Below are 26,383 nucleotides of genomic sequence, written 5' to 3'. Positions count from 1 at the left end.
AGAGTGAATCACTTCGTGTCGCCTGACGCCGTCGATTCAAGGATTTCCCCGGAATGACGAATGTCCCGGAGAATTTCTCCACCCCGGGCTTTCAACTCGGGAATGCTGGAAACGCCTACTAACGTCATCGTACGCCGGAGTTCGTCCGCGAGGATCTCGATGATCCGTCCGACGCCGGGCGACCCCGCGGCGACCAGCCCGTAAAGGTAGGCCCGGCCGATCGCGCAGGCGTCGGCGCCCAGCGCGAGTGCCTTGAGGATGTCGCTGCCCCGCCGGATGCCGGAGTCCACGTAGATCTCGATCGAACCGCCCACGCGCTGCCGCGATTCCTGCAGGACGTCCATGGGGCTGAGCATGTGGTCGAGCTGGCGTCCGCCGTGGTTGCTCAGTTGCACGGCGTCCAGGCCAATGCGCGAGGCTTTGGCGACGTCGGCAGGGTTGACGCAGCCCTTCAGGACGATTTTGCCGCTCCACGCCTGCCGCAAAGCCTCCAGCTCATTCCATCCGCTGGTCGCGTCCGAGTGGCCCAGGATGTCCTGCCACATGGCGGGCGTAATCATGGAGGTTGCCGCCGCGCTGCGGGGGTCCAGGTTGGGGAAACTGATGCCGTCCGACTTCAGGAAGTTGATCCACCAGGCAGGACGCCGGGCGATGTCTGCGATGGTTGACAGCGTCAGCGCGGGAGGCGCGGTGAAGCCGTTGTGCAGATCCCGCTCCCGGGATCCCAGCGCGCGGGTGTCGACGCCGACAATGAGCGTGGTGAAGCCAGCGGCTTCGCAGCGCGCCAGTTTGTCTTTGAGCGCCCGGGCATCGGAGGTGAGGCCGAAGTTGAACCAGCGGTCAAGGTTCGGCTGGCGCGCCGCGATCGTTTCCATCGCCACGGTGCTCAGCCCTGCCAGCCCGTACGGAATACCGGCCCGGTCTGCAGCCGCGGCGACGGCCGCTTCGCCCTCGGGATGGAACAGCCGGGTGGCTCCGGTCGGGGTCAGGGTGAGCGGCAGGGCGCTTTCTTTCCCCAGCAGGGTGGTGGTCGTGTCGGGTCCGGATACCGGGCCCCAGCTGGGCATCAAGGCCCAGGCATCGAAGACGGCACGGTTGCGGCGCAGCGTCACTTCGTCCTCGGACCCGCCGTCGAGGTAGTCGAAGATCCCGGTGGGCAGCACTTTCCGTGCCGCCTTCCGGTACTCCTCAACGTTGAAGGCGTTGGCCAGCACCCGGCGCCGGCGCGACAAGATGGGCGCCTTGACCTGGATGAGCTGCCTGGCTTCGCTGACTTTCAAGGAGGGCCTTTCAACTGGGTGGGTGCGCGTTCTGGTCAGTACTCAGCCCTTGGTCTTCGCCACCGTCATCAGGATCGCCGAGTCCTCTTCCGCCATCAGGCTGTGCAGCCCGTCGGGCACAATCAGCAGGTCGCCGGCCTTCCCCTGCCAGGATTCCTCGCCGGCCTGCAGCCGGACGCAGCCGCGGATCACGTAGACGGTCGCCTCCCCCGGGTTCTGGTGCTCGCTCAGCTGCGTCCCGGCCTTGAACGCCATCACGGTCTGCCGGAGGACCTTCTCGTGGCCGCCGTAAGCGGTGTCTGCGGCCCGGCCGCTGGGCGCCGCGAGCGCCGCCGTAACCTGCTGGCGGGCAAGGGCCTCGATCGATATCTTCTGCATGCGGGTCACCCTACCCACCGCTGAGGTCCCTGCCGAGGGCCATTTGTCCCGACCGTCAGCCGAAGCGTTTCTTCTATCTCCCGGCTGCGCCTACCCTGAACCCAACGGCCTGCATTGCGGGCCGCCAAAGTCCGCACCGTCGCAAGGGAGCGTCGAATGAGCGAGGCCACCGCCGGCCCGGTCCGCGAAGCACCCGACGACGGCGCCCTCCGCACGCTCGCCGCCGCCAGTTTCGGTCTCCCCCGGCTCCGCGAGGGACAGCTCGAAGGCATGCACGCGCTCGCCGCCGGCCGGGATGTCCTCGCGGTGATGCCCACCGGGTACGGGAAGTCGGCCATCTACCAGGTCCCGGCGCTGCTCCTGCACCGGCAGCTCAAGCGGCCCACCGTCGTCGTCTCCCCGCTGATCTCCCTCCAGGAGGACCAGCTGGCCGGCCTGGCGGCCGTGCTTGGCCCGGACCACGCCGTCGCCGTTAATTCCTCGCACAGCGCCGCGGAGCAGGAGAGCACCTGGCAGGCCGTGGAGCACGGCGAGGCCGCGTTCCTCTTCCTCGCCCCGGAGCAGCTGGCGAAGACCAGCACGGTGGAGCGGCTCGCGGGCCTGAACATTGCCCTGTTCGTGGTGGACGAGGCCCACTGCGTGTCCACCTGGGGTCACGATTTCCGGCCCGATTACCTCGGCCTGGGCGAGGTCCGCGAGCGCCTGGGCAACCCGACGACGGCGGCCCTCACTGCCACCGCCGCTCCCCCGGTCCGGGAGGAGATCCTGGACCGCCTGCGGATGACGGATCCGCTGGTGCTGGTCCGCGGCTTCGACCGGCCCAACATCAGCCTGGACGTCATCCGGCACCACGAGGACAAGGAGAAGCGCCGTGCCGTGGTGCGGCAGGCGGCAGAGTTGGTCCGCGAGCTTCAGGGCCCTGGCCTGGTCTACGCGGCCAAGCGCAAGGACACCGAGAAGTACGCCGCGAAGCTGGCGCAGAAGGGCCTGCGCGCCGCGGCCTACCACGCGGGCCGGAGCGCGGCGGAACGGGACGAGGTGCACCGGCAGTTCCTGGCCGGGGACCTCGACGTGGTGGTGGCGACGACCGCGTTCGGGATGGGGATCGACAAGCCGGACGTCCGGTTCGTGCTGCACGCGGACATTCCCGAGTCGCTGGACAGTTACTACCAGCAGTTCGGCCGCGCCGGACGGGACGGCCGGCCCGCCGTCGCGGCGCTGCACTACCGTTCCGAGGACCTGGGCCTGCGCCGCTACTTCGCCACCCACCGTCCGGACCAGGAGGCCCTGTTGGCCGTCCTCGACGTCCTGCGCGACGCCGAAGGCCCGGTGCCGCCGCAGGTCCTCGCGGCGGCCGCGGGGTTCCCGCCGCGCCGGCTCACTGGGCTGCTGAACCAGCTGCAGGACACCGGCGGGGTGACAATGGCGTCCGACGGGGTGGGCCTGGCGCCGGGCGCCGATCCCGCGGCGCTGGTGGAACGCGCCGTCGACCTCGCCGCGGCGCGCGAACGAGTCGACAAGTCCCGCATCGCCATGATGCGCGGCTACGCGGAGACGCACCGCTGCCGGCGCCAGTTCCTGCTGGGCTACTTCGGCGAGGACTTCCCAGCCCCGTGCGGGAACTGTGACAACTGCGGCGACGGTTCGGCAGGAAGGACGCACGGCGACGGCGCTGCCACGGCCGGTTCGTCCATGGCCGGCGCGGAAGAGTTCCCGCTGAACGCGGCCGTAGAGCATGCCCTCTGGGGTCCGGGCCTGGTGATGGGCCACGACGACGGGCTGATCACGGTGCTGTTTGAGCGGGAGGGCTACAAGACCCTGTCCCGGCGAGCGGTGCTGGCGAGCGGGTTGCTGAGGCCGCTGCCCTGATGCCCGCACCTTGGGTGTGACCCGCGCTCAGTAGAGCACCCGGAAGTTGCTGAAGGCTCCGGTGGCCGGAGAGATCCGCTCGTCCACGTGGTCCACCCGTCCAGGCGCCTCCGGCGAGCGCAGCCAGGCCCGGAACTGCAGCACCACCGCCTGCGGGCCCTCGACGACGACGCCGACCGTGCCGTCGTCGTTGTTCCGCACGGTGCCGCGCAGGGCGAGTTCCTCGGCCTTGCGCACTGTCCAGTACCGGAAGCCGACCGCCTGCACCATGCCCTGCACCCGGGCCGTCAGACGCACGGCGGCACCCGCGTCCGCAGCCCCGGATCCACCAGCAAAATCAGCCATGCCTCCAATGTAGTCCCGGTCCGGCGCTGCCCACATCCGGGACCTTTGCCCCTTTCAGCCCTGTCCCGGGCCAAGGAGGGTGGAAGAAGACCTCCGGCACAGCGCACTCAGCGGACACCCCGCGACGCCTGCCGGAACGCCTGAAAGGAAAAGACAATGGCAGGACAATTCGAAATCTTCACCGACGCAGAATCGAACGTCCGGTTCCGGCTGCTGGGGGCGGACGGCACAGTGCTCGCTGTCTCAAAAGCCTTCGAGGACAAGCGTTCCGCGGCGGACGGCATCATGGCAGTCCGCGAGTGCGCCGGCACCGGACTGATCCGGGAGACCCATTCAACTCCCTGGGGCGGCACCACCTGGACCAAGAGCAGCACGCCGGCCCGCCCCCACAGCCGCCAGCGACGGCACTTCCCCGCCGTGTAAATTTTGGGATGTGGGCGCCGCGCCTGGGTGCGGCTACCTGGGTGCGGCTACCCCGTCGCCTTCGCCGGCCGCAGGGACGTAATCATCTTCCGGATTGATTGGTATTCCTCCGTGCCGGCGTAGCGCTTCGCCTTCTCCAGATACGGCAAGGACGACGGGCCGGGGGTGAGGTTGTTCGCCGGGTTGTAGGTGGCGCCGAACAACGCCCCACTCGGCGGCCACAGGAAGAGATGGAACATGGGGCAGGCGAGCGGCCCGGTTTCCTCCGGCATCATGGTGATCCCGTAGGCGGCCGTGGTGTTCGGGCTCGGGCCCGGTCCGGTGCCGTCACCGCGGGATTCGAAGACATAGCGTGGAACGCCCCGGTCCGCGCTGCCCGGTTCCACCAGGGCCTGGAGCGGTTGTGAATCGTAGACCTGGTACGGGTACTGCACGGTGCACTCCGCGCCGGTGACGATGTTGGTGCGCAGCTGGGCCATCGGTTTCCCAGCCGCGTTGGTGACATCCACGAAGGCTCCACCGAGGTCACCGCCGGGATCCCGGGCGGTCCAGCCGGGCGGGTAGTCGAAGGACAGGCCGTCCGAGGTTGTGAAGGTCTGCCAGTTCGACGGCGTTGTCTCCGGCGGCGTTGCCGTTGCTGCCGTCGGTGAGCCGGGCGCCGTCGTAGTGGTGGCTGCCGTGCTCTCCGTCGGTGTTACCGGGGCTGCGCAGCCGGCGAGCAGTACGGCCAGCGCAAGCGCGGCGCCCGCCATTTGCCGAGCACGTGCCACCGGCGGACTACTTCCCCGCCGGTCGCAGGGAGAGCAGGGCTTGCCGGATGATCTTGTACTCGGCGGTGTCCTTGTACACCTCCGGCGTGTCCACATGCATGGGCTTGCCGGGCGTGGTGTCGAACGGGTCATAGACGCCGCCAAAGGACGCCGTGTTCGGCGGCCAGGTAAAGGACTGCGCGAACGGGCAGGCCTCGGTTCCGGTGGGCTTCGGCGCGGAGGTGATGCCGTACGCGTAGGTCTGCGCCTTACTTGGATCGGCCGCGGCGGAATCGACCCGTGCCTCATAGGCGAACCTTGGGGTCACTCCGGACTGGGTGAGGGCCGGGATCGGCGCGGAGTCGTAGGCCATGAACTGCGACTTGGTGCTGCACGCCGGTGTCGGTCCCGCCTGGGTCCGCAGCGTCGCCATGGTTTTGCCGTAGTCACTCACCAGCGCGGCAGCACTGCCGGTCACTTTGACCGACCAGGTCGCCGGGTAGTCAAACGTCAGGGTCCCGTCCGGCGTCGTGTACGACTTCCAGCCCGCCGGGGCCGTCGTCGTGGAGCTGGGTGCGGAACTGCTCGAGGGAGACGGTGATTCCGCCGTCGGCGAGGCGCTCGCGGTAGCGGAGGCCGACGTCGTGCCTGGCGACATGCTGGCCGGCGCACTGCTGGCTGGCGCCGCCGCCGGCGACCCGCACCCAGACAACAAAACCGCCGCGCAGACCGCGGCGGAACCGAATGTGCCGAATGAGATCCTATGGCTCATGTCACCCTCCCCCAGAGATGCAAGTGGTGGCACTATTCTGGGGCTTTGCACCGCGGATCCTAGGGGCTTAGGTCCCGAATTGTCTCCGGTGGGGCGCGGATGCGGCGCGGGAGCGTTGGGGTGACTAGACCCACGTTGACATTCCACCGATTTCAGTTGATCAGCGAAGCTTGCTAGACCTTGAAGGATGCAAGACTTTCTGAGCTCTGCCATGCCCTTCCTCGCCGTGGCCCTGGCCGTGGCCGCCGGGCTGACCGCCTCCTGGCTGGTGCGCCGTGTCATCCTCCGGCTCAACCGCAAGCAGGAGGCCCTCCGGGAAACCTCCCGGATGGCACGGCTGCCGCTGCGCTTCGCGCTCTGCCTGATCGGGGTGCGGATCGCGCTGGCTCTGACCACCCACGACGCCGACTGGCGCCGCAACGTGGACCACGCCCTGGCGATCGCGCTGATCGCCTCCGTCGCCTGGCTGGCGATCGCCGTGCTGCTCATCATCGAAACCATGGTCCTCACGCGGTACCGGGTGGACGTGGCGGACAACCGGCGTGCCCGGCGGCTCCGGACCCAGGTGATACTGGCCCGCCGGATCGGCGTCGCGCTGATCGCGGTCGTGGCGCTGGGCAGCATCATGCTGACCTTCCCCGCGATCCAGGCCCTCGGCGCGGGGCTGCTGGCCTCTGCCGGCGTGATCTCGATTGTGGCCGGTCTCGCGGCGCAGACCTCACTGGTCAACGTCTTCGCCGGCATCCAGCTCGCCTTCACGGACGCGATCCGGGTGGACGACGTCGTGGTGGTCCAGAAGGAGTGGGGCCGGATCGAGGAGATCACCCTGACCTACGTGGTGGTCCACATCTGGGACGACCGCCGGCTGATCCTGCCCTCCACGTACTTCACCACCACCCCGTTCGAGAACTGGACGCGGCGCCAGTCCGAGGTCATGGGCACCGTGGAGTTCGACCTCGACTGGCGTGCCCCGGTGGAGGCCATGCGGGCGGAGCTAAAGAAGGTCCTCGCCTCGACCGAACTCTGGGACAAGCGCGTGGGCATCCTGCAGATCACGGACGCGACGGCTGGCTTTGTCCGGGTTCGCATCCTGGTCAGCGCCGGGGACAGCGCCTCGCTCTTTGACCTGCGCTGCCTGATCCGCGAAGAGCTGGTGCTCTTCCTGCAGCAGGAACACCCGTCGGCGCTGCCGCACGTCCGGCTCGAGTCCATGCCGGCCGCCGGCGCCTCGACGCCGCCCGCGCCCCGCCGTCCGGGCAAGCTCTCCGCGGCGGACGACACCGCCTCGCGGTTGCCCTCCGATCCGCACGATTCACAGCTGTTCACCGGTTCCATCGAGGCCGTGCAGCGTTCCCGTGCGTTCTCCGGCCCGGGCGAGGATGTGTTCGAGGACCGCGACAAGTCGATCGCGGCGCAGAACTAGGCCCGCCCTGCCGGGCCAGTCTTCCCTCGCGGCTGATGCAGGTCGATAATCGGAGCCATGACCATTCCCCCAGCGCCCGAGCCGTCCCCGTTCCCGCCGGAACCGGGGCCGACGTCGCCCGAGCCGCAGCCCGGCGATCCGTTCCCGCCGGATCCGGGGCCGACCCCGCCGTCGCCCATGCCGGCGCCCGGGCCAAGTCCGACGCCGGGACCCACGCCGACGCCGGGCCCGCTGCCGATCCCGGATCCTGGGCCGGTCCCGCCGCCGTCGCCTGTGCCGCCGCGGCCCGACCCCACCAGGTTCTGAACCGCGGTTTTAAGCAACGCGGGGTCACTTACGGCCCATCCCGATAGCCAGGATGGGCCGTAAGTGACCCCGCGTTGTTTGTAGAGGGTCGGGACTGACTCCTCGCCGGTCGCCTAGTCGATGACGATGTCGTGGGTCCGGTGGTCGTACTGGATGACCAGCAGGCCGCCGCGGTGGTGCACCTCGTGGTTGGCGCCGTCGAAGTGGCCGAAGGCGCCGTAGTTCTCGTCCCAGGACCGGTTGATCGCGATCTTGAAGCTGTAGGAGCCGGGCGGCAGTTCCGCGGCGAGCTTCCAGAGTTGGTCCACCTCGTCCAGCTGCATCTGGACCTCGTCGTACTGCGGGGCCCAGTTGGCAGGCGCACCCAGCAGGACGGTGAAATCGCCGGCAACGGCAACCGCCTCTGGTTGCTCGATGGCCTCCACGCCTGCTGCAGGGGCGGCTTCGGCGGACGCCTCGGACGCCGCCTTACGCTTCCGGACGGCCTTCGCCACCGGAGCCACGGCCTCTTCGACCAGCTTGGCAGCTGTGTCGGCCACCTTTTCGGCGACCTTTTCCGCCACCTGGACGGCCTTCGGGGCTGTCTTGGGAGCCGGCTTGCCGGCGGCTTTCCCGGCCGGGGCGGACGGCAGCGGGGTGTCGGCCGGGACCGGAGTACCGGCGTCGAGCGCTGCAGTGAAGGCGGCGGGGTCGGCGAAGGCGACCGTAGCGCGCTGGCCGTCCTCGGTGATGGTCCAGCCGGAGCGGCCCTTGACCAGCCAGCCGGCCTTGACCAGCTTGGCCGTCGCGGTGGTGAGGGCCTTGTGGCCGCGGGGAATGCCGCCGCTGAGCAGTTCGCGCTCATGGTCATTGAGCGGCACCCGGGCGATGGCCTCGCCCAGCACGACGCCGGCGTTCAGTTTTTCGCCTGACCAGACCCCCTCGGCCAGGACGTCCAGCACAGCCTTAAGCCGAAGGTTCGTGTTTTCCGCAGCGTTCGCGCCCATGGGTCTCCTTTAGAAGCAATTGATCCACCTGCATTTTGCCAAGGTTCGGCAGGTTCCGCGACCGGACCGGGTTAACTCTGGGTGTCGTGACCCACTATGACGGACCGGAGTGCGGCTGTGCGGCTAGATCCGGGGGATCAGCACCGGGGTGTTCTTCTTGTACGCCTCGTAGTCGGCCTGGCCGCCCCACTTGGTGTCGGCTTTCTTTTCGAGATGCGGTACGCCGCTGACCTTGGTGATCAACAGAGCCACGAACACCGGTGAGATGAGGGCAACCCACTGCCAACCTTGCAGTGTGGGCAAGGCAATGATCGCGACGCCGACCCAGAGCAGGATTTCGCCAAAGTAGTTCGGGTGCCGGGACTTCGCCCACAAACCTGTCGAGATGAACTTGCCCTTGTTGGCGGGGTCCGCACTGAACCGGGACTTCTGGGAGTCCGCCAAAACCTCGCAGCCGAAGCCCGCCACCCACACCAGGAGGCCGGCTACGGCGAAGCCATCCAGCGCTACCCGGTTCGCGGATGTCATGGCCACCCACGCGGCAGCGGCGGTGAACGCCACCCAAATGCCCTGCATGGTCCAGACACTGAGGAAGCGGACAAAGGAGGGCTTGATGTCGTCAAAACGGTCATCCTTGCCGGCCCGGCTGATCCGACGGAACAGGAACGTACCCAGCCGGACCGCCCAGACAAGCACCAAACCCGCGAGCAACAATCCCCGCGCGTCGATGCCCGGAGTGAGCAGGACGAGCAGCAGCGTGACGGCGATGTAGCTCAGCGACCCGGTCAGGTCGAAAAACTTTTCCGTCTGCGCCAGGAACGCCGGAATGAACGCCAGCCACTGGATCAGGAAAGCGGCCCCGACGGCCAGCGCGAAAACGGGAATCCCGCCGGCCACGGCGCCACCCTGGCTGCCGGCAACCGCCAGCAGCGCCCCAATCACGACAACCCCGGGAATGCTGGCGAGGGCTTTGCGGTCCGAGTCTTTCATCAGGATGTTCCTTTCACAGGCGTCGCCAAGCGCTGGCGCTCCGGGGCGGGGAACCCCGCCACCATCAGTATTGTTCAATACTGGAGAATCGGAGCCCTGACTGGCCGCCGCCTATACTTCGGGGAACGCCAGCACCTTGCCGACAAGAGGAGCCACCATGACCGGTCCCACCAAGAAGTGGCTGCTCGCTTACGCAGTTGCCGCCGTCATCTTTGCCGGCATCGACGCCCTCTGGATCGGCACCGTGGCGAACAACCAATACCGCAGCCAGATCGGGCACCTGCTCCCCGCCAGCTTCAACGTCCTGGGCGCGGTGCTGTTCTACGTCGTCTACGTCGTGGGCATAGTGCACTACGGCATCCGTCCCAACGATCCCAATGCCACACTGCGGAGCCGGGCGGCCGGGGCGGCGCTGTTCGGTTTCTTCACCTACGCAACCTGGGCCCTGACCGCGTTCGCGGTCCTCAAAGACTTCCCCGCCGTGGTGGCATTGACCGACATCGTTTGGGGAGCTGCGGTGTGTGCGGCCGTCACCGCTCTCACTGCCCTGCTGCTGCGGCTGGGCAAACCCGTTGCCCACGGCAAACAAGCTGGCTAGAGTGGGTTGATCGCCGCCGCCCCCGCTCGCTCGGGGCTGATCTGCGGCACTCCCCTCTGGTTCAGGAGATCTCCATGGAATCACGCACCCTCGGCTCACTCACCGTCTCCGCCCTTGGGCTCGGCTGCATGGGCATGAGCGAGTTTTACGGCCAAGGCGACGAAAAGGAGTCCGTCGCCACCATCCATGCCTTCCTCGACGCGGGCGGAACGCTGCTGGACACCGCGGACATGTACGGCCCGTTCACCAATGAAAAGCTGGTAGGCAGCGCGATCGCCGGCCGCCGCGACGACGTCGTCCTCGCCACCAAGTTCGGCAACGAACGCCGCGAAGACGGTTCGTGGGTCCGCATCAACGGCACGCCCGAATACGTCCGGGCCGCGTGCGACGCGAGCCTGCAGCGCCTCGGTGTCGACCACATCGACCTGTACTACCAGCACCGGGTGGACAAGACCGTGCCGATCGAGGAAACCGTCGGCGCCATGGCCGAGCTGGTCCAGGCCGGCAAGGTCAAGCACCTGGGCCTCTCCGAAGCCAGCGCCGACACCGTCCGCCGCGCCCACGCCGTGCACCCTATTACCGCGCTGCAGACCGAATACTCTTTGTGGGAGCGCGAGCCGGAGACCAAGATCTTCCCGGTCCTCGCCGAACTCGGCATCGGCTTCGTCCCCTACAGCCCGCTGGGCCGCGGCTTCCTCACCGGCCAACTGCGCAGCGAGGAAGACTTCGCTGAGGACGATTTCCGCCGCCACTCGCCGCGTTTCCAGGGCGAGAACTTCACCCGCAACCTCGAGCTTGTGGACCGGGTGACGGAACTCGCCACGGAGAAGGGCTGCACCCCGGCGCAGCTGGCCCTCGCGTGGCTGCTGGCGCAGGGCGAGCACATCGTGCCGATCCCCGGGACGAAGAAGCGCGAACGGCTGCGGGAGAACCTGGGTGCCGTCGACGTCGAACTCTCCGAGAACGACCTCGCCCGGCTCGATGAGCTGGCTCCGGCCGGCGTCGCCGCCGGCGCGCGCTACCCGCACATGGACAGCATCGACGTCTAAAACCACAACGCGGGGTCACTTACGGCCCATCCCCCGGGGTGGCATGGGCCGTAAGTGACCCCGCGTTGTGTTAGGGGCTTTAGCGTCCCGAGGCTGCCAGTTCGGCCAGCAGCTCGGTTTTGCGTTCCTCGCTCGCGAAGGAGGACCGGATGGAGTTGGCCGCGAGCCGCACGCAGTCGAACTCGGAGAGCCCGATCACGGACTTGAGCTGGGCAAAGTTCTCATCCACGTACCCGCCGAAGTAGGCCGGGTCGTCCGAGTTCACACTGACGTTGAGCCCGGCCGCGAGCATGCCCGGCAGCGGGTGCTCGGCCAGGGTGTCGACCGCGCGGAGCCGGACGTTGGAGAGCGGGCAGACGGTCAGCGGCATGAGTTCGTTGACCAGGCGTTCCACCAGCTCTGGGTCCTCCATGCAGCGGATGCCGTGGTCGATCCGTTCCACGCCCAGCACGTCCAGCGCCTCGATGATGTACGACGGCGGGCCCTCCTCGCCGGCGTGCGCGATGCGGTGCAGTCCGGCCTCCTTGGCGCGGGCAAAGAGCCGTTCGAACTTCGACGGCGGGTTGCCCACCTCCGCCGAGTCCAGCCCGATGCCGGCGATCGGCGCGTCCATCGCCAGCAGTTGCTCCAGCACCTCCAGCGCCGACTCCTCGGAGAGGTCGCGCAGGAACGCGGCGATGAGCAGGGTGGAGACGCCGAACTCCTGCGCGGAGGTGGCCAGCACGGAGGCCACGCCGTTCACGCACGTCGCCAGCGACACGCCGCGGGACAGGTGCGCCTGCGGATCCAGCATGATCTCGGCGTGCCGCACCCCGGCTGTGGCGGCGCGCGCCAGGTACGCGCGGGTCATATCGGCGAAGTCCTGCTCGGTCTGCAGCACGGCCATGTTGGCATAGTAGAGATCCAGGAACGACTGCAGGTCCGTGAACTCGTACCGCGCGCGCAGCTCGTCCAGGTCCGCGTAGGGCAGCGCGATCCCGTTTCGTTCCGAGAGCGCGAAGATCAGTTCCGGCTCCAACGTGCCCTCGATATGCAGGTGCAGCTCGGCCACGGGCAGCGCGGCATGGACTCCTGCCGGGACCTCCGCGAACTCGGGGACGCCCTCAGCCTGGGCCGCGTCGACGCCGCCATTGTTAGTTTCCATTCGGTAAGGATATGCCTGCCGGAAGCAAGGACGGATAGAGTCGAACAGATGCAGAATAATCAGCAGGCTTCCGATCTTGCCGGCCTGGCGCCGGACCGCCCCACGGATGGTTTCGTCCGGGTCCGCGGCGCCCAGGAAAACAACCTGCGCAACGTGGACGTGGACGTGCCCCGCGACGCGATTGTCGCCTTCACCGGCGTCTCCGGCTCCGGCAAGTCCTCCCTCGCCTTCGGCACCATCTACGCCGAGGCCCAGCGCCGCTACTTCGAATCTGTGGCGCCCTACGCCCGGCGGTTGATCCAGCAGGGCCACAACCCCAAGGTTGAGCTGATCACCGGGCTGCCGCCCGCCGTCGCGCTCCAGCAGCGCCGCGGCACCCCCAGCTCCCGTTCCACCGTGGGCACGGTCACCACGCTGTCCAACTCGCTGCGGATGCTCTTCTCCCGCGCCGGCAGCTACCCCGACGGCGCCGCATCGCTGGACTCGGACGCGTTCTCCCCCAATACCGCGGCCGGCGCCTGCCCCGAATGCCACGGTCTCGGCATCGCGCACACGGTCAGCGAATCCTCGCTGGTCCCGGACACCTCGCTGAGCATCCGCGACGGCGCCATCGCCGCGTGGCCCGGCGCCTGGCAGGGCAAGAACCTGCGCGACATCCTCACCCACCTGGGTTACGACGTCGATACCCCCTGGCGGAAGCTGCCCAAGAAGGACCGCGACTGGATCCTCTTCACCGAGGAACAGCCCGTGGTGGAGGTGACGCCGCAGCGCGACCGGGTGGCCAAGCCGTACAAGGGCCGCTTCTGGAGCGCCCGCAGCTACGTCCTGCACACGCTCGCGGACTCCAAGAGCAGCACCATGCGCGAGAAGGTGCTGCGCTTCATGGAAACCGGCCCGTGCCCGCGCTGCGGCGGCAGCGGGCTGCGTCCCGAGGCGCTTGCCGTGACGTTCGCAGGCAAGAACATCGCCGAGCTCAACGCGGTGCCGATGACCGAGCTGGCCGCGATTATCCGCCCCACGACTGAGCTCACGTCCGCGGGCACGGCGTCGCGGAAGCAGTCCTCGGGCGAGTCCAACGAGGTGGCTGTTGCCATCACCCGCGACCTGCTCCAGCGCGTCACCGTGCTGCTGGACCTGGGCCTGGGCTACCTCGCGCTGGGCCGTTCCACCCCCACCCTCTCCCCCGGCGAGATGCAGCGGCTGCGGATCGCCACCCAGCTGCGCTCCGGGCTGTTCGGCGTGATCTACGTGCTCGATGAGCCCTCCGCGGGCCTGCACCCGGCCGACGCCGAGCCCCTGCTCGCCGTGCTGGACCAGCTCAAGTCCTCCGGCAACTCGGTGTTCGTCGTCGAGCACAACATGGACGTGGTGCGCCGGGCCGACTGGCTGGTGGACGTGGGCCCGCGCGCCGGCGAAGGCGGCGGCGAGGTGCTCTACAGCGGCCCGGTGGCCGGCCTCGCCGAAGTGGAAGCCTCCGTCACCCGGCCCTACCTGTTCCCGGATGCTGCCGGCAAGGCGGACGACGGCGGCCCGCGGGCCCGCCGGGAGGCGGCCGGCTGGCTGGAGTTGCGCGACATCAGCCGCCACAACCTGCAGGAGCTCGATGCCAGCTTCCCGCTCGGTGTCCTGACCGCCGTCACCGGCGTCTCCGGCTCCGGCAAGTCGACCCTGGTCAGCCAGGTCCTCGCCGAGGTGGCCAATTCCTGGCTGCACCCGGACTCGGAGGCCGTCACCACAGAGGAAGCAGCCGACGACGCCGGGGAGCCCAGCGCCCCGCTGAGCGTGGGTCCCGTGTCCGGGCTGGAGCAGATCGACCGGCTGGTGAAGGTGGACCAGAAGCCGATCGGACGGACCCCGCGCTCCAACCTGGCCACCTACACCGGGCTATTCGACGCCGTCCGCAAGGAGTTCGCGGCCACGGACGAGGCCAAAGCCCGTGGTTTCGGCGCCGGACGTTTCTCCTTCAATGTGGCCGGCGGACGCTGTGAAACCTGCCAGGGCGAGGGCTTTGTGGCCGTCGAGCTGCTCTTCCTGCCCGGCAGCTACGGCCCCTGCCCGGAATGCCATGGCTCGCGCTACAACCCGGAGACCCTGGAAGTAACCTACCGCGGCAAGAACGTGGCGGAAGTGCTGGGCATGACGGTCAACGCGGCGGCCGATTTCCTCACCGAGGTCCCCGCCGCCGCGCGCGCCCTGCAGACCCTGCGCGAAGTCGGGCTGGGCTACCTCCGGCTAGGCCAGCCCGCCACCGAGCTTTCCGGCGGCGAGGCCCAGCGCATCAAGCTCGCCACCGAGCTGCAGCGTGCCCAGCGCGGTCACTCGCTCTATCTGCTGGATGAGCCCACCACGGGACTGCACCCGGCCGACGTCGAACTCCTGATGGCCCAGCTGCACCGGCTGGTGGACGCCGGCAACACCGTCGTGGTGGTGGAGCACGAGATGGACGTCGTGGCCGCCGCGGACTGGGTGATCGATCTGGGACCGGCCGGCGGCGACGCCGGCGGCAAGATCATCGCCGCCGGGGAACCCGCCGTCGTCGCGCGCTCCAAAACAAGCAGGACCGCCCCGTACCTCGGGGCGGTCCTGAAGGGCTAGAGCCGGGACGGGCGTCAGGCAGTCTTGGGGAGTTCGCGGATGATGCGGACCTTCCACGCGGCGTCGTCGCTGGTGTCCAGCAGGGCCACGGTGCCCTGCGCAAGGTGCAGCGCGACGCGCTTGGCGGCGAGCAGTTCCAGGTAGAGCTGTTCGTTCATCCGGGCCGGGGTGTCGATCACGTACTTCACCGCGTCGCGGACCTTGCGGTAGTTGTCGCTGCGCTCCCGGTGCAGGTGGAGTTCGAGCAGCCGGCGCTGCCGCAGCCGCGGCTCGTGCCGGTTCAGCCATGACACGGCCGCGTGCACGGCCACCACGAGGGTCAGCGAGATGGCGTAGATTTCCCAGCCGCTGGAGAGCAGGAAGAGCGGCAGGTTGGCGATTGCGACGAGGGCGATGAAAAGGCGGAACGCGAGCAGGCGGCGCATGGTCAGGGCCACCGAGGCCAGGGCCGCGCGGAAACCGCTCTGCTCCTTGCGGGCCGCGGCAGGGTCCAGGGTGAATTCTTCGAGGACCAGGATTCCGTTGGCTTCCGGGCCGAGCATTTGTCCGTACTTGGGCGCAAAGGGCGCCGCTGCTTCAAGGGTCATGGCGGGTCTTCCGTGCGGCTGGGGTGGTTGGGCTAAATGATAAATCCCGAGGCTGGGAGCTGTCTGTAGGTATCCGCGATGTGAACACGCTCACCCGCGGCGCCCAGCAATTGGCGTTGCGGGCCCGTGGCCTCAAACTGGAGAGATGCAGACTTTCCTCCCCTTCCCCGATTTCCAGCAGAGCGCCGCGGCCCTTGACCCCGCGCGGCTCGGCAAGCAGCGCGTTGAGGCGCTGCAGATGCTGCGCGCGCTGGTGATTCCCGAGTACGGCTGGCAGTCCCACCCGGCCGTCCGGATGTGGATGGGCCACGTCCCCGCTTTGACGATGTACGGCCTGGCCATGGTGGACGAATGGACCGCCCGCGGCGGCGAAGACACCACCCGGGAGAAGATCATGGAGTTCGCTCCGCAAGCCGCGCACCCGGACTACGCCGCCAAGATCCCGATGCCGTACTGGCTGGGGAACCCGGACTTCCACGCCAGCCACCGCTCCCGGCTGCTCGCCAAGGACCAGCGGTTTTACACTGCGGTGTTCCCCGGCACGGATCCGGATCTGGAGTACGTGTGGCCTGAACCCAAGCACGAGTTGCTGCCGGAAGATCCCGCAGGAGACCGCATGTGGGTCCTCCGCCTGCCGCTGGGCGATACCGATCCAAAGCAGCTGGACACGATCAGCCTGCCGCCGGTTCGCGGCAAGGCAGCAAACGCCGGGGACGACGAGTACGAGTTCGTCTACGCGGACAACGGGTCGCGCCGGCCGGACAAGAACGCCCGCAAGCGCCCCGCCAAGCCACTGGTGAAGAAGCCCACCCGCAAGCGCCAGGCCCAGGAAGAGGCGTTCACCACGCTGCCAGGGAAATCCGTCGTGGCGATCCCGCTCGAGGGCGGCCGCTCCTTCGCCGTCGGCGAGGTCCAGGGGCGTCCGATCACGGTGGACGGCGTGTTTGCACGCAACTTCCAGGTCAACGAGGTCCTGGCCCGCCGGGACTTCGACTACCCGGCGCTGCTGCAGGATCCCCGGGCGTTCTTCCCGATCCCGGCACGGTAGCGCGGTAGTTCGGGGCGCGCGGTTAGCGGCTCCGGGCGACTCTCCTGCTCGCGGGTTCGGTCCGCCGTCGGCGCTTCCGAACGTCGAGCCCGAACGAAACCCGCGAGGGGCGGCTCCGTCGCTCACCGCGCTGCCCGCATTTACTGGCAGACTGGCCCGTATGACTGTACTGCTGGCCGGTTGCGGCGATCTGGGTACCGAAGCCGGCCTGCGCTTTGCCGCGGCCGGCCACCGCGTGGTGGGCTGGCGGCGCTCCCCGGGGAAGCTGCCGACGGCGATAGAGGGCGCCGCGGTTGACCTGACTTCCGGCGAACTGCCGCCGGTCCCGGCGGACACCACCGCCGTCGTCGTCGCGATTGCGGCGGATTCCCCCACCGAGGAAGCCTACCGGGCGGCCTATGTGGACGGCCTGGCCCGTGTGCTCGACGCCGTGGCCGCTTCCGGTGAGCCGGTCCGCCGGGTGCTGTTCGTGTCCTCCACCGCGGTGTACGGCGACGCCGACGGCGGCTGGGTGGACGAAACGACGACGCCGACCCCCGGCGGGTTCTCCGGCCGCATCATCCGCGAAGCCGAGGACCTGCTCTATACCCGCCTGCGCGGCACCGGGGTTACGCCGGTGGTCCTGCGGCTCGGCGGGATCTACGGACCCGGCCGGACCCGACTGATCGACCAGGTGCGCAGCGGAAACGCCACGGTCCCGGCCGAGTCCCGCTTCACCAACCGGATCCACCGCGACGACGCCGCTGCCGCCATCGTGCACCTGTGCACCATGGCCGCCGAGCCGGCGCCCGTGTACCTGGGCGTGGACAACGAGCCGGCCGAACTTGGCGAGGTGCTGCGGTTCCTGGCCCGCGAGCTGGGGCTCCCGGAGCCAGGGCCTACCGAACCGGCGTCGGGGGCTGCCGGAGCAGGCGGCGGCGAGCCGTCGCGTGGCGGGAACAAGCGCGTCAGCAACGCGCTGCTGCGCGGTACGGGCTTCGAGTTCGAGTATCCGAGCTTCCGCGAGGGCTATCGTGCCATCCTGGCCGGCGTCGGCGAGCGGCACCCCTGACGCGGCGTTTGCTCGCAGGGCACTAGAGTTCACTCCCGACTTTTCCGAGGGGCAGCATGGATTTTCAGCACATCATCGAGACGGTCGGCCGGTTCATGGATTTCGCCGGCGTGGCCATCATGGTCATCGGCGCGCTGGTGTCGATCCCGATGGCTTTGCGGGGGTTCCAGCCACGGCAGCTGCCGTCCGGCTCCGAACCGCTCTCGGTCTACCGTTCCTACCGGCAACTGCTGGGCCGTTCCATCCTGCTCGGCCTCGAGCTGCTGGTGGCGGCCGACATCATCCGGACCGTCGCCGTCACCCCCACCTTCGAGAGCGTGGGCGTGTTGGCCATCATCGTGCTGATCCGGACGTTCCTGAGCTTCTCCCTCGAACTTGAAATCACCGGACGCTGGCCCTGGCAGAAGCAGCCGGCGGTCGCCCAGGCGCCGTCGACGGGCGGCTGACCGGTTCTCCCGAGAGCGGAAAGCCCTTCTCGGCGCTCGCTGGCTCCGGCTAGGCTCGCGAAATGACGAATTCATTTGCCGCCAAAGCCACCGAATTGCTGAGTCTCCACCGCGCGCCCGGGATCCTGCAGGTCATCAACGTCTGGGATGTGATCACCGCGAAGGTCGTCGCCGACGTCCCCGGCACCACTGCCCTGGCAACGGCCAGCCACTCCATTGCTGCTTCGCTGGGTTATGAAGACGGCGAGAAGATCCCACTGGACGAGATGATCGCCGCCGTCGGCCGCATTGCCGCGGCGACCTCCCTGCCGGTCAGCGCCGACCTTGAGTCGGGCTACGGCAACCCGGGCGAGGCCGCCCGCAAGGCGATCGGCGTCGGCATTGTTGGTGCCAACATCGAGGACCAGATGCGGCCGCTCGCGGACGCGGTGACCCAGATGAGTTCCGTGGTGCGGGCGGCCGAGGCCGAGGGCATCGACTTTGTCCTCAACGCCCGCACGGACGCGTTTCTGAAGGGCAAGGACCGGGACCCCGGCGCAGTGCTCGCGGACGCGGTTGAGCGCGGCCGGGCCTTCCTGGACGCCGGCGCCACGACCGTGTTTGTACCCGGGCTGCTGGACGAAGCCACCGTCAAGGCGCTGGTGGACGGCATCGGGTGGAACAAGGTGTCAGTCATCAACGTCCCCGGCTCACTGGCCCCGGCCAAGCTTCAGGAACTCGGCGTCGCCCGCATCTCATACGGTCCGTGGACCCAGCGCGTGGCGCTGACCGCCCTGGCGGATACCGCGGCGGAACTGCTGTCCGGCGGAGAACTTCCGGGCGGTACCCGGGCCCTGAACTAACGGGCCGCGAACCGATGGCAAACGATCCCTGGCCTGCGGCGCCGGAGCTGCCGCGACCGGTCATCATGGACCAGCGGTGGACGGACGCCGTGTTCCTGCACTGGCGCATCCCCGAGGCGGTTGCCGCGAAATTCATGCCGCCCGGCGTTGTTCCGGACCTGTTCGACGGATCGGCTTGGGTGGGACTCATCGGTTTCCGCATGCAGGGCGCCGGCTTGGGCCACGGGCCCGGCATTCCGTACTTCGGCAGCTTCAACGAGATCAACGTGCGGCTCTACTCCCGGGAAGCGGACGGCACGCGGGGCGTGGTTTTCCTGAGCCTGGACGCGTCCCGCCTGGCGGTGGTGCTGGCTGCCCGAGTGGCGGGAATTCCCTATGTGTGGTCCCGGGACCGGTTCAGGGCAACGAACCTGGCGGACCCGTCGACCGGGTATTCGGTGCGCAGGTTTCGGGGCGGGGCACGCAGCGATTTCGCGGTAGTCCCGGAGTCCGACGCCGGAGCAACCGATCCGCTGTCCGTCCACCTCACGGCCCGGTTTGGTTTACATACCCGCTTCCGCGGCAAGACGTTCTACGTTCCGAATACGCACACGCCGTGGCCGCTGTACCCGGCTCGGGTGACGGTGTTGGAGGACCAACTCGTCGCAGCGGCCGGCATCGCTGTGTCGGGGCCGCCCGACTCGGTGTTGTTCTCGCCGGGCGTTCGGACGCAGTTCGGACGGCCGCGGGTTTTGGATTAGGGCGGGCCCGAGTCGAGTTGCGGCCTACCAGTTCGGTGCGCGTTCCGCGGCGGGCTAATAATGTCGGTGGTCGGCAGTTGAATGGGGTTATGGGAATCGGTGCAGCCCTCATCGTTCGTCCGGCCAGTTGGCCGGGCGGTGAGGGGCGCAGCGCTGGTCCTGTTGTTGACGAGGTCCTGGTGCTGCTCCGACGGTTGTGCGCGACGGCGGCCGGGGACGCGGCGCTGCTGGGATTCGCTGAGGCGGCGGAGTTCGCTGGCCGGGTCGAGGAAGTTTCCCGGGCGTTGGAGTATTTGCAGGTCGTTGCCGCGGGGGCCGTGGACCGCACCCGCAAAGAGAGCCCCGATGCGCTCCCGGCCGCCGGTGACGGGTACCGCAGGACCGGGGACTTCCTCCGGGACCGGCTGCAGATCACCGCCGTCGAGGCCCACCGCCGCCTCACCCTCGCCGGCGCCCTGCTGCCCCGCGCCGGGATCACCGGCCAGCCTCTGGCGGCCCTGCACGAGGAACTCGCCGCCGCCGTGGCCGCCGGTACCGTCCCGTCCCGGTCCGCGACCATCATCAGCCAGGCCCTAGAACGCGCCCGGCCGCTCTGCGACCCGGACACGAGTGCCCGGATGGAACACGCCCTGACCCGCACCGCCGCGGAACATGACCCGGATTTCCTGGCCCGGATCGCCCGGCGCTGGATGGACGCAATCGACCAGGACGGCGCCGAACCCGCCGAAGACGTCCTCCGCCAGTTACAGGGCGCGTTCCTCCGCAAACCCCGCCACGGCCTCCAACACCTGGAGATCTTCGCGACCACCGCACAATACGAACACCTGCTGACCGTGATGAACACCGCCACCAACCCCCGCACCACCCCGGGCGCGGCAATCGACGGCAACACCGCAACCGGCACCGCAGCACTCAACGGCGAAGAACCCGACGGGACAGGACCGGGCAGCATGGACCGGCGGTCCCGGCCGCAGAAACTCCTCGACGGACTCGTCGGCGCCTGCAAAGTCGCCCTAAGCTCCGGCGGGCTGCCCGCCGCGGGCGGACTCCGGCCCCAGATCATGGCCACCATCGACTACCGCGACCTCCTCGACCGCCTCCACCAGCGCGCAGAGACCGACACCGGCACCGGGACACTGGCGTTCACCGGACCCGTCACCGCCGCGACCATCCGCACCATCGCCTGCGACGCCGACATCATCCCCGTCCTCCTCGGCTCCCAAGGCCGCCTCCTGGACATCGGCCGTACCACCCGGCTCTTCCCGCCCCACCTCCGCAAAGCCATCACCGCCCGCGACCAAGGCTGCGCCTTCCCCTCCTGCACCATCCCCGCCCCCTGGTGCGAAGCCCACCACATCACCTACTGGTCACAAGGCGGCACCACCTCCGCAGACAACGGAACACTCCTCTGCTCCCACCATCACCACCTGATCCACAAAGAACAATGGACCATCCAACCCCGCCACGGCATCCCCTGGTTTATCCCACCGCCCCACCTCGACCCCCACCAAACACCCCGAAGAAACCACTACTTCAGATCGTGACCGCGGGGTATCGACATACAGGCGACTCGATCATTCGAACTGACCAGGCTCTGGGCTCAGAATGTCCGTTAGTTTCCGAAGGAGCGTACTCTTGTCGTCCGCGATTTGCTCGCCATAGCGGGGTTTGCGGCGGCCCTTTTTTGGTGGATTGGGCTCACCGGCTATCTTGCGGTTGGAGGTGCGGCCAGTGGCGCATCGGGGGCCGCGGTATTCCTCGCCGTACCGGTTGCCGCGACCGCAGGAACGTTTCTGGCGGCTCGCCGTCGCAGTCGCCGTGTGCCTAAATTGACCTAGGGACGAGTGCGCTTGAACTCGGTGACGGACGTCGTCAGCCCCGCAAACTGCCGCTTCGGCGCGTAGCCAATAGCTTCCATTGCCTTGCGCGCGCCGGTCTTGCTGGACACTTCCACAACCCAAACTGTGTCGTATTTAAGAATTCGATTCCTGGCCGTCTTGACGTCATAGCGCCGGTCAAAAATGCGCCCCCATTGGGCGGCCGGAAGAGCCATTGTGGGATCGTTAAGGCGCTCAAAGTCGGCCCGGTAGCCCTGGAACGCCATGTCCCGGTCGTTGCTTATTACGAACGCGTCATTCGGGGCGGCGTTCCTCTGGATAGTTTCAGCAATGAAACGGAAGTCATCACTTTCAATGCGCCCATATTCCGTCCGCTGGCCGACATACGACGGCACCGAGATCACCAGCGCGGCGGCCAACACCGCAACCAGCCAGCGTCGATGGACAGGATGTCCAAGCGGCCTGGCCAGCAGCGGAGCGGCAGCCAGCATTGGCAGGGCGGCCAGTTCGAACGAGACATACCGCGGCAGGTAATAGCCGCGCCCGGCGATCGCTGATCCTAGAATCACCAGTGCCAGCGGCAGCACAAGCCATGGCAAGGCCAGCTTCACTGCGAAATGCTTTCGGGCCAGGATTGTGCCGATCAGTGCCGCAACCCAGACGACCGCCGCCAGGCCGTACATCGTAAAGTCCTCGCCCGGCGTCGGTTTGGGGCTGGTGACGAAGTCCTCCGAAACGGAATAGGCGTCGCTGAAGAACTGGATAAAGGCGACCTCGTAAGGTGTGGACGCCCCGATGGGCTGCACCCAAGCTATCTGAAACTGTTGGCGCGAGGCGACGGCGGCGATCAGGGCTGCCGGGACAAGCCACCCTAGCGAGGCCACCGCCATGCCACGCCACTGTCTGCGCAGGCGCCCGTCGACCAGCAGGGTAATCCCATGCGCCGCGACCAAAAGCACGGCGTAAAACGACAAACTAACGGTGAGCAGGCCGGTAAGTCCGTACCAGAGCCACCGCAGTTTGGTCGGGGATTCGCGGATGAGCACCAGCAGGTAGGTTGCCAGCACAGCACCCAAAACGGTCATGGCATACGAGCGAGCGTCCGTGGCCACGTATTGGACCCGCGGGAGGATGACGAAGATGACCGCGGCGCTCACTCCGTAGGCGGTACCCCCGAGCCTGCGGCAGAGTGCCGTCAGCAGTCCAGCGGCCACTGCCACCGCGATCAGGCTGGGCGTGCGCAGCGACAATTCGGACAGTCCGAAAATTCGAGTCCAGCCATACATCAGGCCGTAGTAGGCGCCGTGAACCGCATCCACTTTCCCCAGCATGGTCCAGAGCTCGGGAAAGTCCCGGTTGACCGCGCTGACGGTGGCTGCCTCGTCAGTCCAAAAGCTCGGGACGGACACTCCGACCATTGAATAGAAAAAGGTAAGCAACCCCACGATTAAGGGGACGCGGCTGGTTCTACTCACCGGACAATCTAAGCATGGATGCGCAGGTGCATTGGCTGCCCCGCCTGGGGCGTCCAAGCCTCCCTACGCGCTACCGCCCCGCCGCGTACCCTTGGGCGCCGCGGGGGTTGGCCGCGGCCTGCAGCACCCCCGTTGCGGGGTCCCGTACGACGGCGGACAGCCGGCCGAGGGTCCAGCCGCCGGCCACGGTCACAACGTGCCCGCGGCGTTCGAGCCCCGCGATGACGTCCTCGCCCAGCCGGTCCTCGACCACTGCGCCGCCGGGCTCCCAGGTGCGCGGCCAGAACGAGCCGGGCATCGACGTCGTATGGAACGTCGGTGCGTCGATGGCTTGCTGCGGCGAGTAGCCGCCCACGATCGTTCGCAGCAAGTACGGCAGCTGCCACTGGTCCTGCTGGTCACCGCCCGGCGAACCCAGCGCGGTCACGGCTTGCCCCTCCCGGAGGACCAGGGTCGGGGTCAGGGTGGTGCGGGGCCGCTGGCCCGGAGTGAGGGTGGACGGTGTGCCCGGCTCCAACCAGGTCATCTGCAGGCGGGTGCCGAGGCAGAAACCCAGCTCTGGAATCGCGGGCGAGGACTGCAGCCAGCCGCCGGACGGGGTGGCCGAGACCATGTTTCCCCAGCGGTCCACGACGTCGATGTGGCAGGTGTCGCCGCGGGTTTCCCCGCTCGGCGCTACGGTTGGCTCGCCGACGCCCAGTCCCGCCGGTCCGGACCCCACACCGTTCCGGACCAAGGCTGGCGGCGTGTATTCGGTGCGCAGCTGCGGCAGATAAGGCTCGCGCCCCGGGACCTTCCCGGGCCGGAATTCGTGTGACGCCCGCTCCGTGATCAAATCGCGGCGGCCCGCGCTGTACTCCTCGGACAGCAGGTACTCCAGCGGTACGTCCGTGTCGCCGTAGTACGCCTCGCGGTCGGCCAGCGCCAGCTTCTGGGCCTCCAGGATTGTGTGCGCCCCGAGCTCGGTCGACGGATCGAGATACTGGTCCTCGAACCCGGCGAGGATGGCCAAGGTCTGCAGCAGCGCCGGACCCTGACCCCACGGCCCGGTCTTCGCGATCGTGTGGCCCCGGAAATCGATGGTGGCCGCCGACTCATAGCCTGCTTCGAAGCCGGCCAGGTCGGACACCGCCAGGACGCCCCGGTGGTCGGTCCCGGAGGAGTGCCGGTGCGGGGCCTGCACGGATTCGACCATCGCCCGGGCTACGAAGCCCTCGCGCCATTCCCGGCGGGCAGCATCGATCCGCGCCTCCCGGGACCCGTCGGACCCCAACGCCGAGCCTGCTTCGATGAGCCGCTCCAGCGTCCGGGCGTAGGCAGGGTTGCGGATGACGTCGTCCTCGGCCGGAATCCGGCCGCCGGGCATCCACAACTCGGCCGAGCTGGGCCAATGCTCCTGGAACAGCTCCGCCACCGCGGCAATCGTGGTGCCGACGCGGCCGAGCACCGGGTGCCCGTCCCGCGCATAGCCGATCGCGAACGCCAGGATCGCGTCCAGCTCCCAGGTACCGTGGTCGCGCAACAGCAGGAGCCAGGCGTCGACGGCGGCGGGCACCGCGGCGGCCAGCGCCCCGGAGCCCGGCACCAGGTCCAGCCCTTCGGCGCGGTAGTGCTCGACCGTGGCCGCAGCCGGCGCCGGCCCCTGCCCCATCAACACCACTGGCCTGCCGGGTTCGGCCGCCGTCACGAAGACACCCGTCATGTCCCCGCCCGGGCCGTTGAGGTGCGGCTCGACAACGTGCAGCACGAAGGCGCCGGCCGCGGCGGCGTCGAACGCGTTACCGCCGCGTTCGAGCACCGCCTGCGCTGCCGCCGTCGCGATCCAATGGGTGGATGCACTCATCCCGAAGGTGCCCTGCAAGGTGGGGCGGGTGGTGAACTGCTCAGCCGCGGTGAAGGTCATGGATCAGCCGAACAGCGCCGCCACGCGGGTCAGGGTCTCGTAGACCCCGTAGGCCAGTGGCACGCCGACGAGGGCCCATGCCACCGCGATTTTGCCGGTGGACGCTGTGACCGCCGTCTGTGTACCGGGGGTATGTGCTGTGCTCATCTCAGGCCTCCATGGCGGGTTCTGCAGACCGGTCGCGGTCCGGGCGGGGTTCGTGGAATCGTGCGTCGACCGGCTTGACCAGCAGGTTGGCCACAAAGCCGATCACCAGCAGCGCCACCATGGTCAGCAGCGCGGGCTGGTAGGACGCGGCATTCAGCTGGCCGGGCTTGCCCTGGGCGTCCAGGAAAGCGTTGACGATCAGCGGTCCGGCGACGCCGGCAGCCGACCACGCGGTCAGCAGCCGGCCGTGGATGGCGCCGACCTGGAAGGTGCCGAAGAGATCCCGCAGATAGGCCGGAGCCGTCGAGAAGCCTCCGCCGTAGAAGGAGATGATGACAAAGGCGAGCGCCACGTAGAGGACCGTGGTCGAGGAACCGGCGAGGGCCAGCACCGTGTAGAGCAGCGCGCCGACGCCGAGGTACACCATGTAGATGCGCTTCCGGCCGGTCACATCCGAGGTCGCGGACCAGGCAAAGCGCCCGGCCATGTTGCCGATGGAGAGCAATCCCACGAAGCCGGCGGCGACGCCGGCACTGACCAGGGAGACGCCGTCGGACTTCCGGAAGAAGTCCTGGATCATCGGGGCAGCCTGCTCCAGGATGCCGATCCCGGCGGTGACGTTGCAGAACAGTGCGATCCAGACGAGCCAGAACTGCCGGGTCTTGACCGCGTTCTTCGCCGAGACGTTGTCCGTCGTGACCAGCTTTGACGCCTTGACCTTGGCCGGGTCGAAGCCGACGGGCTTCCAGCCGTCGGCTGGCACCTTGATGGTGAAAGCGCCGAAGAGCATGTAGGCGAGGTAGACGACGGCGAGGGTCAGGAAGAGCTTGCCGACCGAGTCACCGCTGGCAATCCAGCCCTTGGCGCCGGAGTTGGGGTCGTACATCTTCAGCAGCGCGGTGGAGACGGGGCTCGCGATCAGCGCGCCGCCGCCGAAGCCCATGATGGCCATGCCGGTGGCGAGTCCCGGGCGGTCCGGGAACCACTTGATCAGGGTGGACACCGGCGAAATGTAGCCGATACCCAGGCCGATGCCGCCGACCACGCCGTAGCCGAGGTAAACGAGCCAGAGCTGGTGCGTGAAGATGCCGAGCGAGCCGATCACGAAGCCGCTGGCCCAGAACATGGCGGACGTGAACATCGCCTTGCGCGGGCCGTTCTTATCCACCCAGGTGCCCATGATCGCGGCGGACAGGCCGAGCATCACGATCGCGATGGAGAAGATCACACCGATTTCGGTCAGGCTGGCGCCGAAGTGCTTGACCAACGCCGTCTTGTAAACGCTCGTCGCGTACGCCTGGCCGATGCACAGGTGGACGGCGAGCGCCGCGGGCGGCACAAGCCACCGGTTGAACCCCGGTGGGGCAATAGTTCGTTCGCGGTCCAGCCAGCCCATAGT

26 protein-coding genes are annotated in these 26,383 nt (G+C 68.3%); 12 read left to right on the top strand and 14 right to left on the bottom strand.

From position 1 onward, the window contains the following. Positions 1-8 precede the first annotated feature (8 nt). Positions 9-1,280 (bottom strand): alpha-hydroxy acid oxidase, encoded by a 1,272-nt coding sequence (locus tag AC1DBL_RS07575; RefSeq protein ID WP_476925807.1) that lies wholly within the window; start codon positions 1,278-1,280, stop codon positions 9-11. Between the two features lie 42 nt (positions 1,281-1,322). Then, entirely contained in the window at positions 1,323-1,658 is a 336-nt protein-coding gene (locus AC1DBL_RS07570; protein ID WP_441418359.1) for a cupin domain-containing protein, read from the bottom strand. 156 nt (positions 1,659-1,814) lie between these two features. Between AC1DBL_RS07570 and AC1DBL_RS07565 the strand changes: the two genes are divergently transcribed. Further along, on the top strand, positions 1,815-3,527 hold the full coding sequence (locus AC1DBL_RS07565) for a RecQ family ATP-dependent DNA helicase (RefSeq protein ID WP_476925806.1): 1,713 nt from the start codon (positions 1,815-1,817) through the stop codon (positions 3,525-3,527). Positions 3,528-3,554: 27 nt separating this feature from the next. Here AC1DBL_RS07565 and AC1DBL_RS07560 read toward each other — a convergent pair whose 3' ends face one another. Further along, complete coding sequence (locus tag AC1DBL_RS07560) at positions 3,555-3,872, bottom strand: acylphosphatase (RefSeq protein ID WP_441418357.1); 318 nt, start codon at positions 3,870-3,872, stop codon at positions 3,555-3,557. Positions 3,873-4,028: 156 nt separating this feature from the next. Here AC1DBL_RS07560 and AC1DBL_RS07555 point away from each other — a divergent pair, with 156 nt between their 5' ends. Continuing rightward, entirely contained in the window at positions 4,029-4,295 is a 267-nt protein-coding gene (locus tag AC1DBL_RS07555) for a YegP family protein (RefSeq protein ID WP_476925805.1), read from the top strand. 47 nt (positions 4,296-4,342) lie between these two features. On the opposite strand, the gene AC1DBL_RS07550 is transcribed toward AC1DBL_RS07555, so the two are convergent. From AC1DBL_RS07550 to AC1DBL_RS07540, 3 genes are read right to left on the bottom strand one after another with little or no spacing between them, the layout of a single operon-like run. After that, entirely contained in the window at positions 4,343-5,047 is a 705-nt protein-coding gene (locus tag AC1DBL_RS07550) for a hypothetical protein (protein WP_476925804.1), read from the bottom strand. A 25-nt stretch (positions 5,048-5,072) separates the two neighbouring features. Beyond that, positions 5,073-5,522: a hypothetical protein gene (locus tag AC1DBL_RS07545; protein WP_476925803.1), complete on the bottom strand. Its 450-nt coding sequence runs from the start codon at positions 5,520-5,522 to the stop codon at positions 5,073-5,075. Between the two features lie 25 nt (positions 5,523-5,547). Then, positions 5,548-5,748, bottom strand: coding sequence for a hypothetical protein (locus AC1DBL_RS07540; protein ID WP_476917377.1), 201 nt, complete (start codon positions 5,746-5,748; stop codon positions 5,548-5,550). Between the two features lie 255 nt (positions 5,749-6,003). Between AC1DBL_RS07540 and AC1DBL_RS07535 the strand changes: the two genes are divergently transcribed. Beyond that, a complete protein-coding gene (locus AC1DBL_RS07535) occupies positions 6,004-7,239 on the top strand; it encodes a mechanosensitive ion channel family protein (RefSeq protein ID WP_476925802.1) in 1,236 nt (411 codons plus the stop codon). A gap of 419 nt (positions 7,240-7,658) precedes the next feature. Here AC1DBL_RS07535 and AC1DBL_RS07530 read toward each other — a convergent pair whose 3' ends face one another. Together AC1DBL_RS07530 and AC1DBL_RS07525 are read right to left on the bottom strand one after the other, a co-directional pair. Then, positions 7,659-8,531, bottom strand: coding sequence for a pullulanase X25 domain-containing protein (locus AC1DBL_RS07530; protein ID WP_476893086.1), 873 nt, complete (start codon positions 8,529-8,531; stop codon positions 7,659-7,661). A gap of 123 nt (positions 8,532-8,654) precedes the next feature. Next, positions 8,655-9,521: a DUF1295 domain-containing protein gene (locus AC1DBL_RS07525; RefSeq protein ID WP_441418350.1), complete on the bottom strand. Its 867-nt coding sequence runs from the start codon at positions 9,519-9,521 to the stop codon at positions 8,655-8,657. Positions 9,522-9,678: 157 nt separating this feature from the next. On the opposite strand from AC1DBL_RS07525, the gene AC1DBL_RS07520 reads away from it, so the two are divergent. Both AC1DBL_RS07520 and AC1DBL_RS07515 read left to right on the top strand, forming a co-directional pair. Next, entirely contained in the window at positions 9,679-10,119 is a 441-nt protein-coding gene (locus tag AC1DBL_RS07520) for a DUF2177 family protein (protein ID WP_476925801.1), read from the top strand. 74 nt (positions 10,120-10,193) lie between these two features. Beyond that, positions 10,194-11,168, top strand: coding sequence for an aldo/keto reductase (locus AC1DBL_RS07515; protein WP_441418348.1), 975 nt, complete (start codon positions 10,194-10,196; stop codon positions 11,166-11,168). Between the two features lie 79 nt (positions 11,169-11,247). On the opposite strand, the gene AC1DBL_RS07510 is transcribed toward AC1DBL_RS07515, so the two are convergent. Next, positions 11,248-12,312, bottom strand: a complete 1,065-nt coding sequence (locus AC1DBL_RS07510; RefSeq protein ID WP_476917381.1) for an adenosine deaminase — start codon at positions 12,310-12,312, stop codon at positions 11,248-11,250. Positions 12,313-12,360: 48 nt separating this feature from the next. On the opposite strand from AC1DBL_RS07510, the gene uvrA reads away from it, so the two are divergent. Continuing rightward, on the top strand, positions 12,361-14,907 hold the full coding sequence (gene uvrA / locus AC1DBL_RS07505; RefSeq protein WP_476925800.1) for an excinuclease ABC subunit UvrA: 2,547 nt from the start codon (positions 12,361-12,363) through the stop codon (positions 14,905-14,907). A gap of 14 nt (positions 14,908-14,921) precedes the next feature. Here uvrA and AC1DBL_RS07500 read toward each other — a convergent pair whose 3' ends face one another. Further along, entirely contained in the window at positions 14,922-15,494 is a 573-nt protein-coding gene (locus AC1DBL_RS07500) for a hypothetical protein (RefSeq protein ID WP_441418345.1), read from the bottom strand. A 145-nt stretch (positions 15,495-15,639) separates the two neighbouring features. Here AC1DBL_RS07500 and AC1DBL_RS07495 point away from each other — a divergent pair, with 145 nt between their 5' ends. From AC1DBL_RS07495 to AC1DBL_RS07470, 6 genes are all read left to right on the top strand, one after another. Beyond that, positions 15,640-16,542: an MSMEG_6728 family protein gene (locus AC1DBL_RS07495; protein ID WP_441418344.1), complete on the top strand. Its 903-nt coding sequence runs from the start codon at positions 15,640-15,642 to the stop codon at positions 16,540-16,542. A 160-nt stretch (positions 16,543-16,702) separates the two neighbouring features. Next, entirely contained in the window at positions 16,703-17,593 is an 891-nt protein-coding gene (locus AC1DBL_RS07490; protein ID WP_441418343.1) for an SDR family oxidoreductase, read from the top strand. Positions 17,594-17,649: 56 nt separating this feature from the next. Further along, a complete protein-coding gene (locus tag AC1DBL_RS07485) occupies positions 17,650-18,039 on the top strand; it encodes a DUF1622 domain-containing protein (RefSeq protein ID WP_441418342.1) in 390 nt (129 codons plus the stop codon). A 62-nt stretch (positions 18,040-18,101) separates the two neighbouring features. Further along, positions 18,102-18,881, top strand: coding sequence for an isocitrate lyase/PEP mutase family protein (locus AC1DBL_RS07480; protein WP_441418341.1), 780 nt, complete (start codon positions 18,102-18,104; stop codon positions 18,879-18,881). A 14-nt stretch (positions 18,882-18,895) separates the two neighbouring features. Next, entirely contained in the window at positions 18,896-19,621 is a 726-nt protein-coding gene (locus AC1DBL_RS07475; protein ID WP_441418340.1) for a YqjF family protein, read from the top strand. Positions 19,622-19,710: 89 nt separating this feature from the next. Next, positions 19,711-21,165 carry an HNH endonuclease signature motif containing protein gene (locus AC1DBL_RS07470; RefSeq protein WP_441418339.1) on the top strand — a complete coding sequence of 485 codons (1,455 nt, stop codon included), beginning with the start codon at positions 19,711-19,713 and terminating at the stop codon, positions 21,163-21,165. Positions 21,166-21,455: 290 nt separating this feature from the next. Here the strand turns inward: AC1DBL_RS07470 and AC1DBL_RS07465 are convergent, their stop codons facing one another. The 4 genes from AC1DBL_RS07465 to AC1DBL_RS07450 form a co-directional block, all read right to left on the bottom strand. Then, complete coding sequence (locus AC1DBL_RS07465; protein WP_476925799.1) at positions 21,456-22,934, bottom strand: glycosyltransferase family 39 protein; 1,479 nt, start codon at positions 22,932-22,934, stop codon at positions 21,456-21,458. A gap of 70 nt (positions 22,935-23,004) precedes the next feature. Beyond that, positions 23,005-24,837 (bottom strand): gamma-glutamyltransferase family protein, encoded by a 1,833-nt coding sequence (locus AC1DBL_RS07460; protein ID WP_476925798.1) that lies wholly within the window; start codon positions 24,835-24,837, stop codon positions 23,005-23,007. Positions 24,838-24,840: 3 nt separating this feature from the next. Further along, the gene (locus AC1DBL_RS07455; protein ID WP_441418336.1) at positions 24,841-24,984 is read right to left on the bottom strand and encodes an MFS transporter small subunit; all 144 of its coding nucleotides are present in this window, start codon (positions 24,982-24,984) and stop codon (positions 24,841-24,843) included. Between the two features lies 1 nt (position 24,985). Next, positions 24,986-26,380, bottom strand: a complete 1,395-nt coding sequence (locus AC1DBL_RS07450; protein ID WP_476925797.1) for an OFA family MFS transporter — start codon at positions 26,378-26,380, stop codon at positions 24,986-24,988. Positions 26,381-26,383 lie beyond the last annotated feature (3 nt).

It is taken from the genome of Arthrobacter sp. 10T44 (assembly GCF_056393885.1).
Note: the sequence above shows the minus strand (reverse complement) of the source record. Positions and strands in the feature narration are given on the sequence as shown.

Bases quoted from the DNA above. Each gene is read 5' to 3' on its own strand.
- AC1DBL_RS07570 (WP_441418359.1), bottom strand. From the start codon at position 1,658: ATGCAGAAGATATCGATCGAGGCCCTTGCCCGCCAGCAGGTTACGGCG.
- AC1DBL_RS07565 (WP_476925806.1), top strand. From the start codon at position 1,815: ATGAGCGAGGCCACCGCCGGCCCGGTCCGCGAAGCACCCGACGACGGC.
- AC1DBL_RS07560 (WP_441418357.1), bottom strand. From the start codon at position 3,872: ATGGCTGATTTTGCTGGTGGATCCGGGGCTGCGGACGCGGGTGCCGCC.
- AC1DBL_RS07555 (WP_476925805.1), top strand. From the start codon at position 4,029: ATGGCAGGACAATTCGAAATCTTCACCGACGCAGAATCGAACGTCCGG.
- AC1DBL_RS07550 (WP_476925804.1), bottom strand. From the start codon at position 5,047: ATGGCGGGCGCCGCGCTTGCGCTGGCCGTACTGCTCGCCGGCTGCGCA.
- AC1DBL_RS07535 (WP_476925802.1), top strand. From the start codon at position 6,004: ATGCAAGACTTTCTGAGCTCTGCCATGCCCTTCCTCGCCGTGGCCCTG.
- AC1DBL_RS07530 (WP_476893086.1), bottom strand. From the start codon at position 8,531: ATGGGCGCGAACGCTGCGGAAAACACGAACCTTCGGCTTAAGGCTGTG.
- AC1DBL_RS07525 (WP_441418350.1), bottom strand. From the start codon at position 9,521: ATGAAAGACTCGGACCGCAAAGCCCTCGCCAGCATTCCCGGGGTTGTC.
- AC1DBL_RS07520 (WP_476925801.1), top strand. From the start codon at position 9,679: ATGACCGGTCCCACCAAGAAGTGGCTGCTCGCTTACGCAGTTGCCGCC.
- AC1DBL_RS07515 (WP_441418348.1), top strand. From the start codon at position 10,194: ATGGAATCACGCACCCTCGGCTCACTCACCGTCTCCGCCCTTGGGCTC.
- AC1DBL_RS07510 (WP_476917381.1), bottom strand. From the start codon at position 12,312: ATGGAAACTAACAATGGCGGCGTCGACGCGGCCCAGGCTGAGGGCGTC.
- uvrA (WP_476925800.1), top strand. From the start codon at position 12,361: ATGCAGAATAATCAGCAGGCTTCCGATCTTGCCGGCCTGGCGCCGGAC.
- AC1DBL_RS07500 (WP_441418345.1), bottom strand. From the start codon at position 15,494: ATGACCCTTGAAGCAGCGGCGCCCTTTGCGCCCAAGTACGGACAAATG.
- AC1DBL_RS07495 (WP_441418344.1), top strand. From the start codon at position 15,640: ATGCAGACTTTCCTCCCCTTCCCCGATTTCCAGCAGAGCGCCGCGGCC.
- AC1DBL_RS07490 (WP_441418343.1), top strand. From the start codon at position 16,703: ATGACTGTACTGCTGGCCGGTTGCGGCGATCTGGGTACCGAAGCCGGC.
- AC1DBL_RS07485 (WP_441418342.1), top strand. From the start codon at position 17,650: ATGGATTTTCAGCACATCATCGAGACGGTCGGCCGGTTCATGGATTTC.
- AC1DBL_RS07480 (WP_441418341.1), top strand. From the start codon at position 18,102: ATGACGAATTCATTTGCCGCCAAAGCCACCGAATTGCTGAGTCTCCAC.
- AC1DBL_RS07475 (WP_441418340.1), top strand. From the start codon at position 18,896: ATGGCAAACGATCCCTGGCCTGCGGCGCCGGAGCTGCCGCGACCGGTC.
- AC1DBL_RS07470 (WP_441418339.1), top strand. From the start codon at position 19,711: ATGGGAATCGGTGCAGCCCTCATCGTTCGTCCGGCCAGTTGGCCGGGC.
- AC1DBL_RS07460 (WP_476925798.1), bottom strand. From the start codon at position 24,837: ATGACCTTCACCGCGGCTGAGCAGTTCACCACCCGCCCCACCTTGCAG.
- AC1DBL_RS07455 (WP_441418336.1), bottom strand. From the start codon at position 24,984: ATGAGCACAGCACATACCCCCGGTACACAGACGGCGGTCACAGCGTCC.
- AC1DBL_RS07450 (WP_476925797.1), bottom strand. From the start codon at position 26,380: ATGGGCTGGCTGGACCGCGAACGAACTATTGCCCCACCGGGGTTCAAC.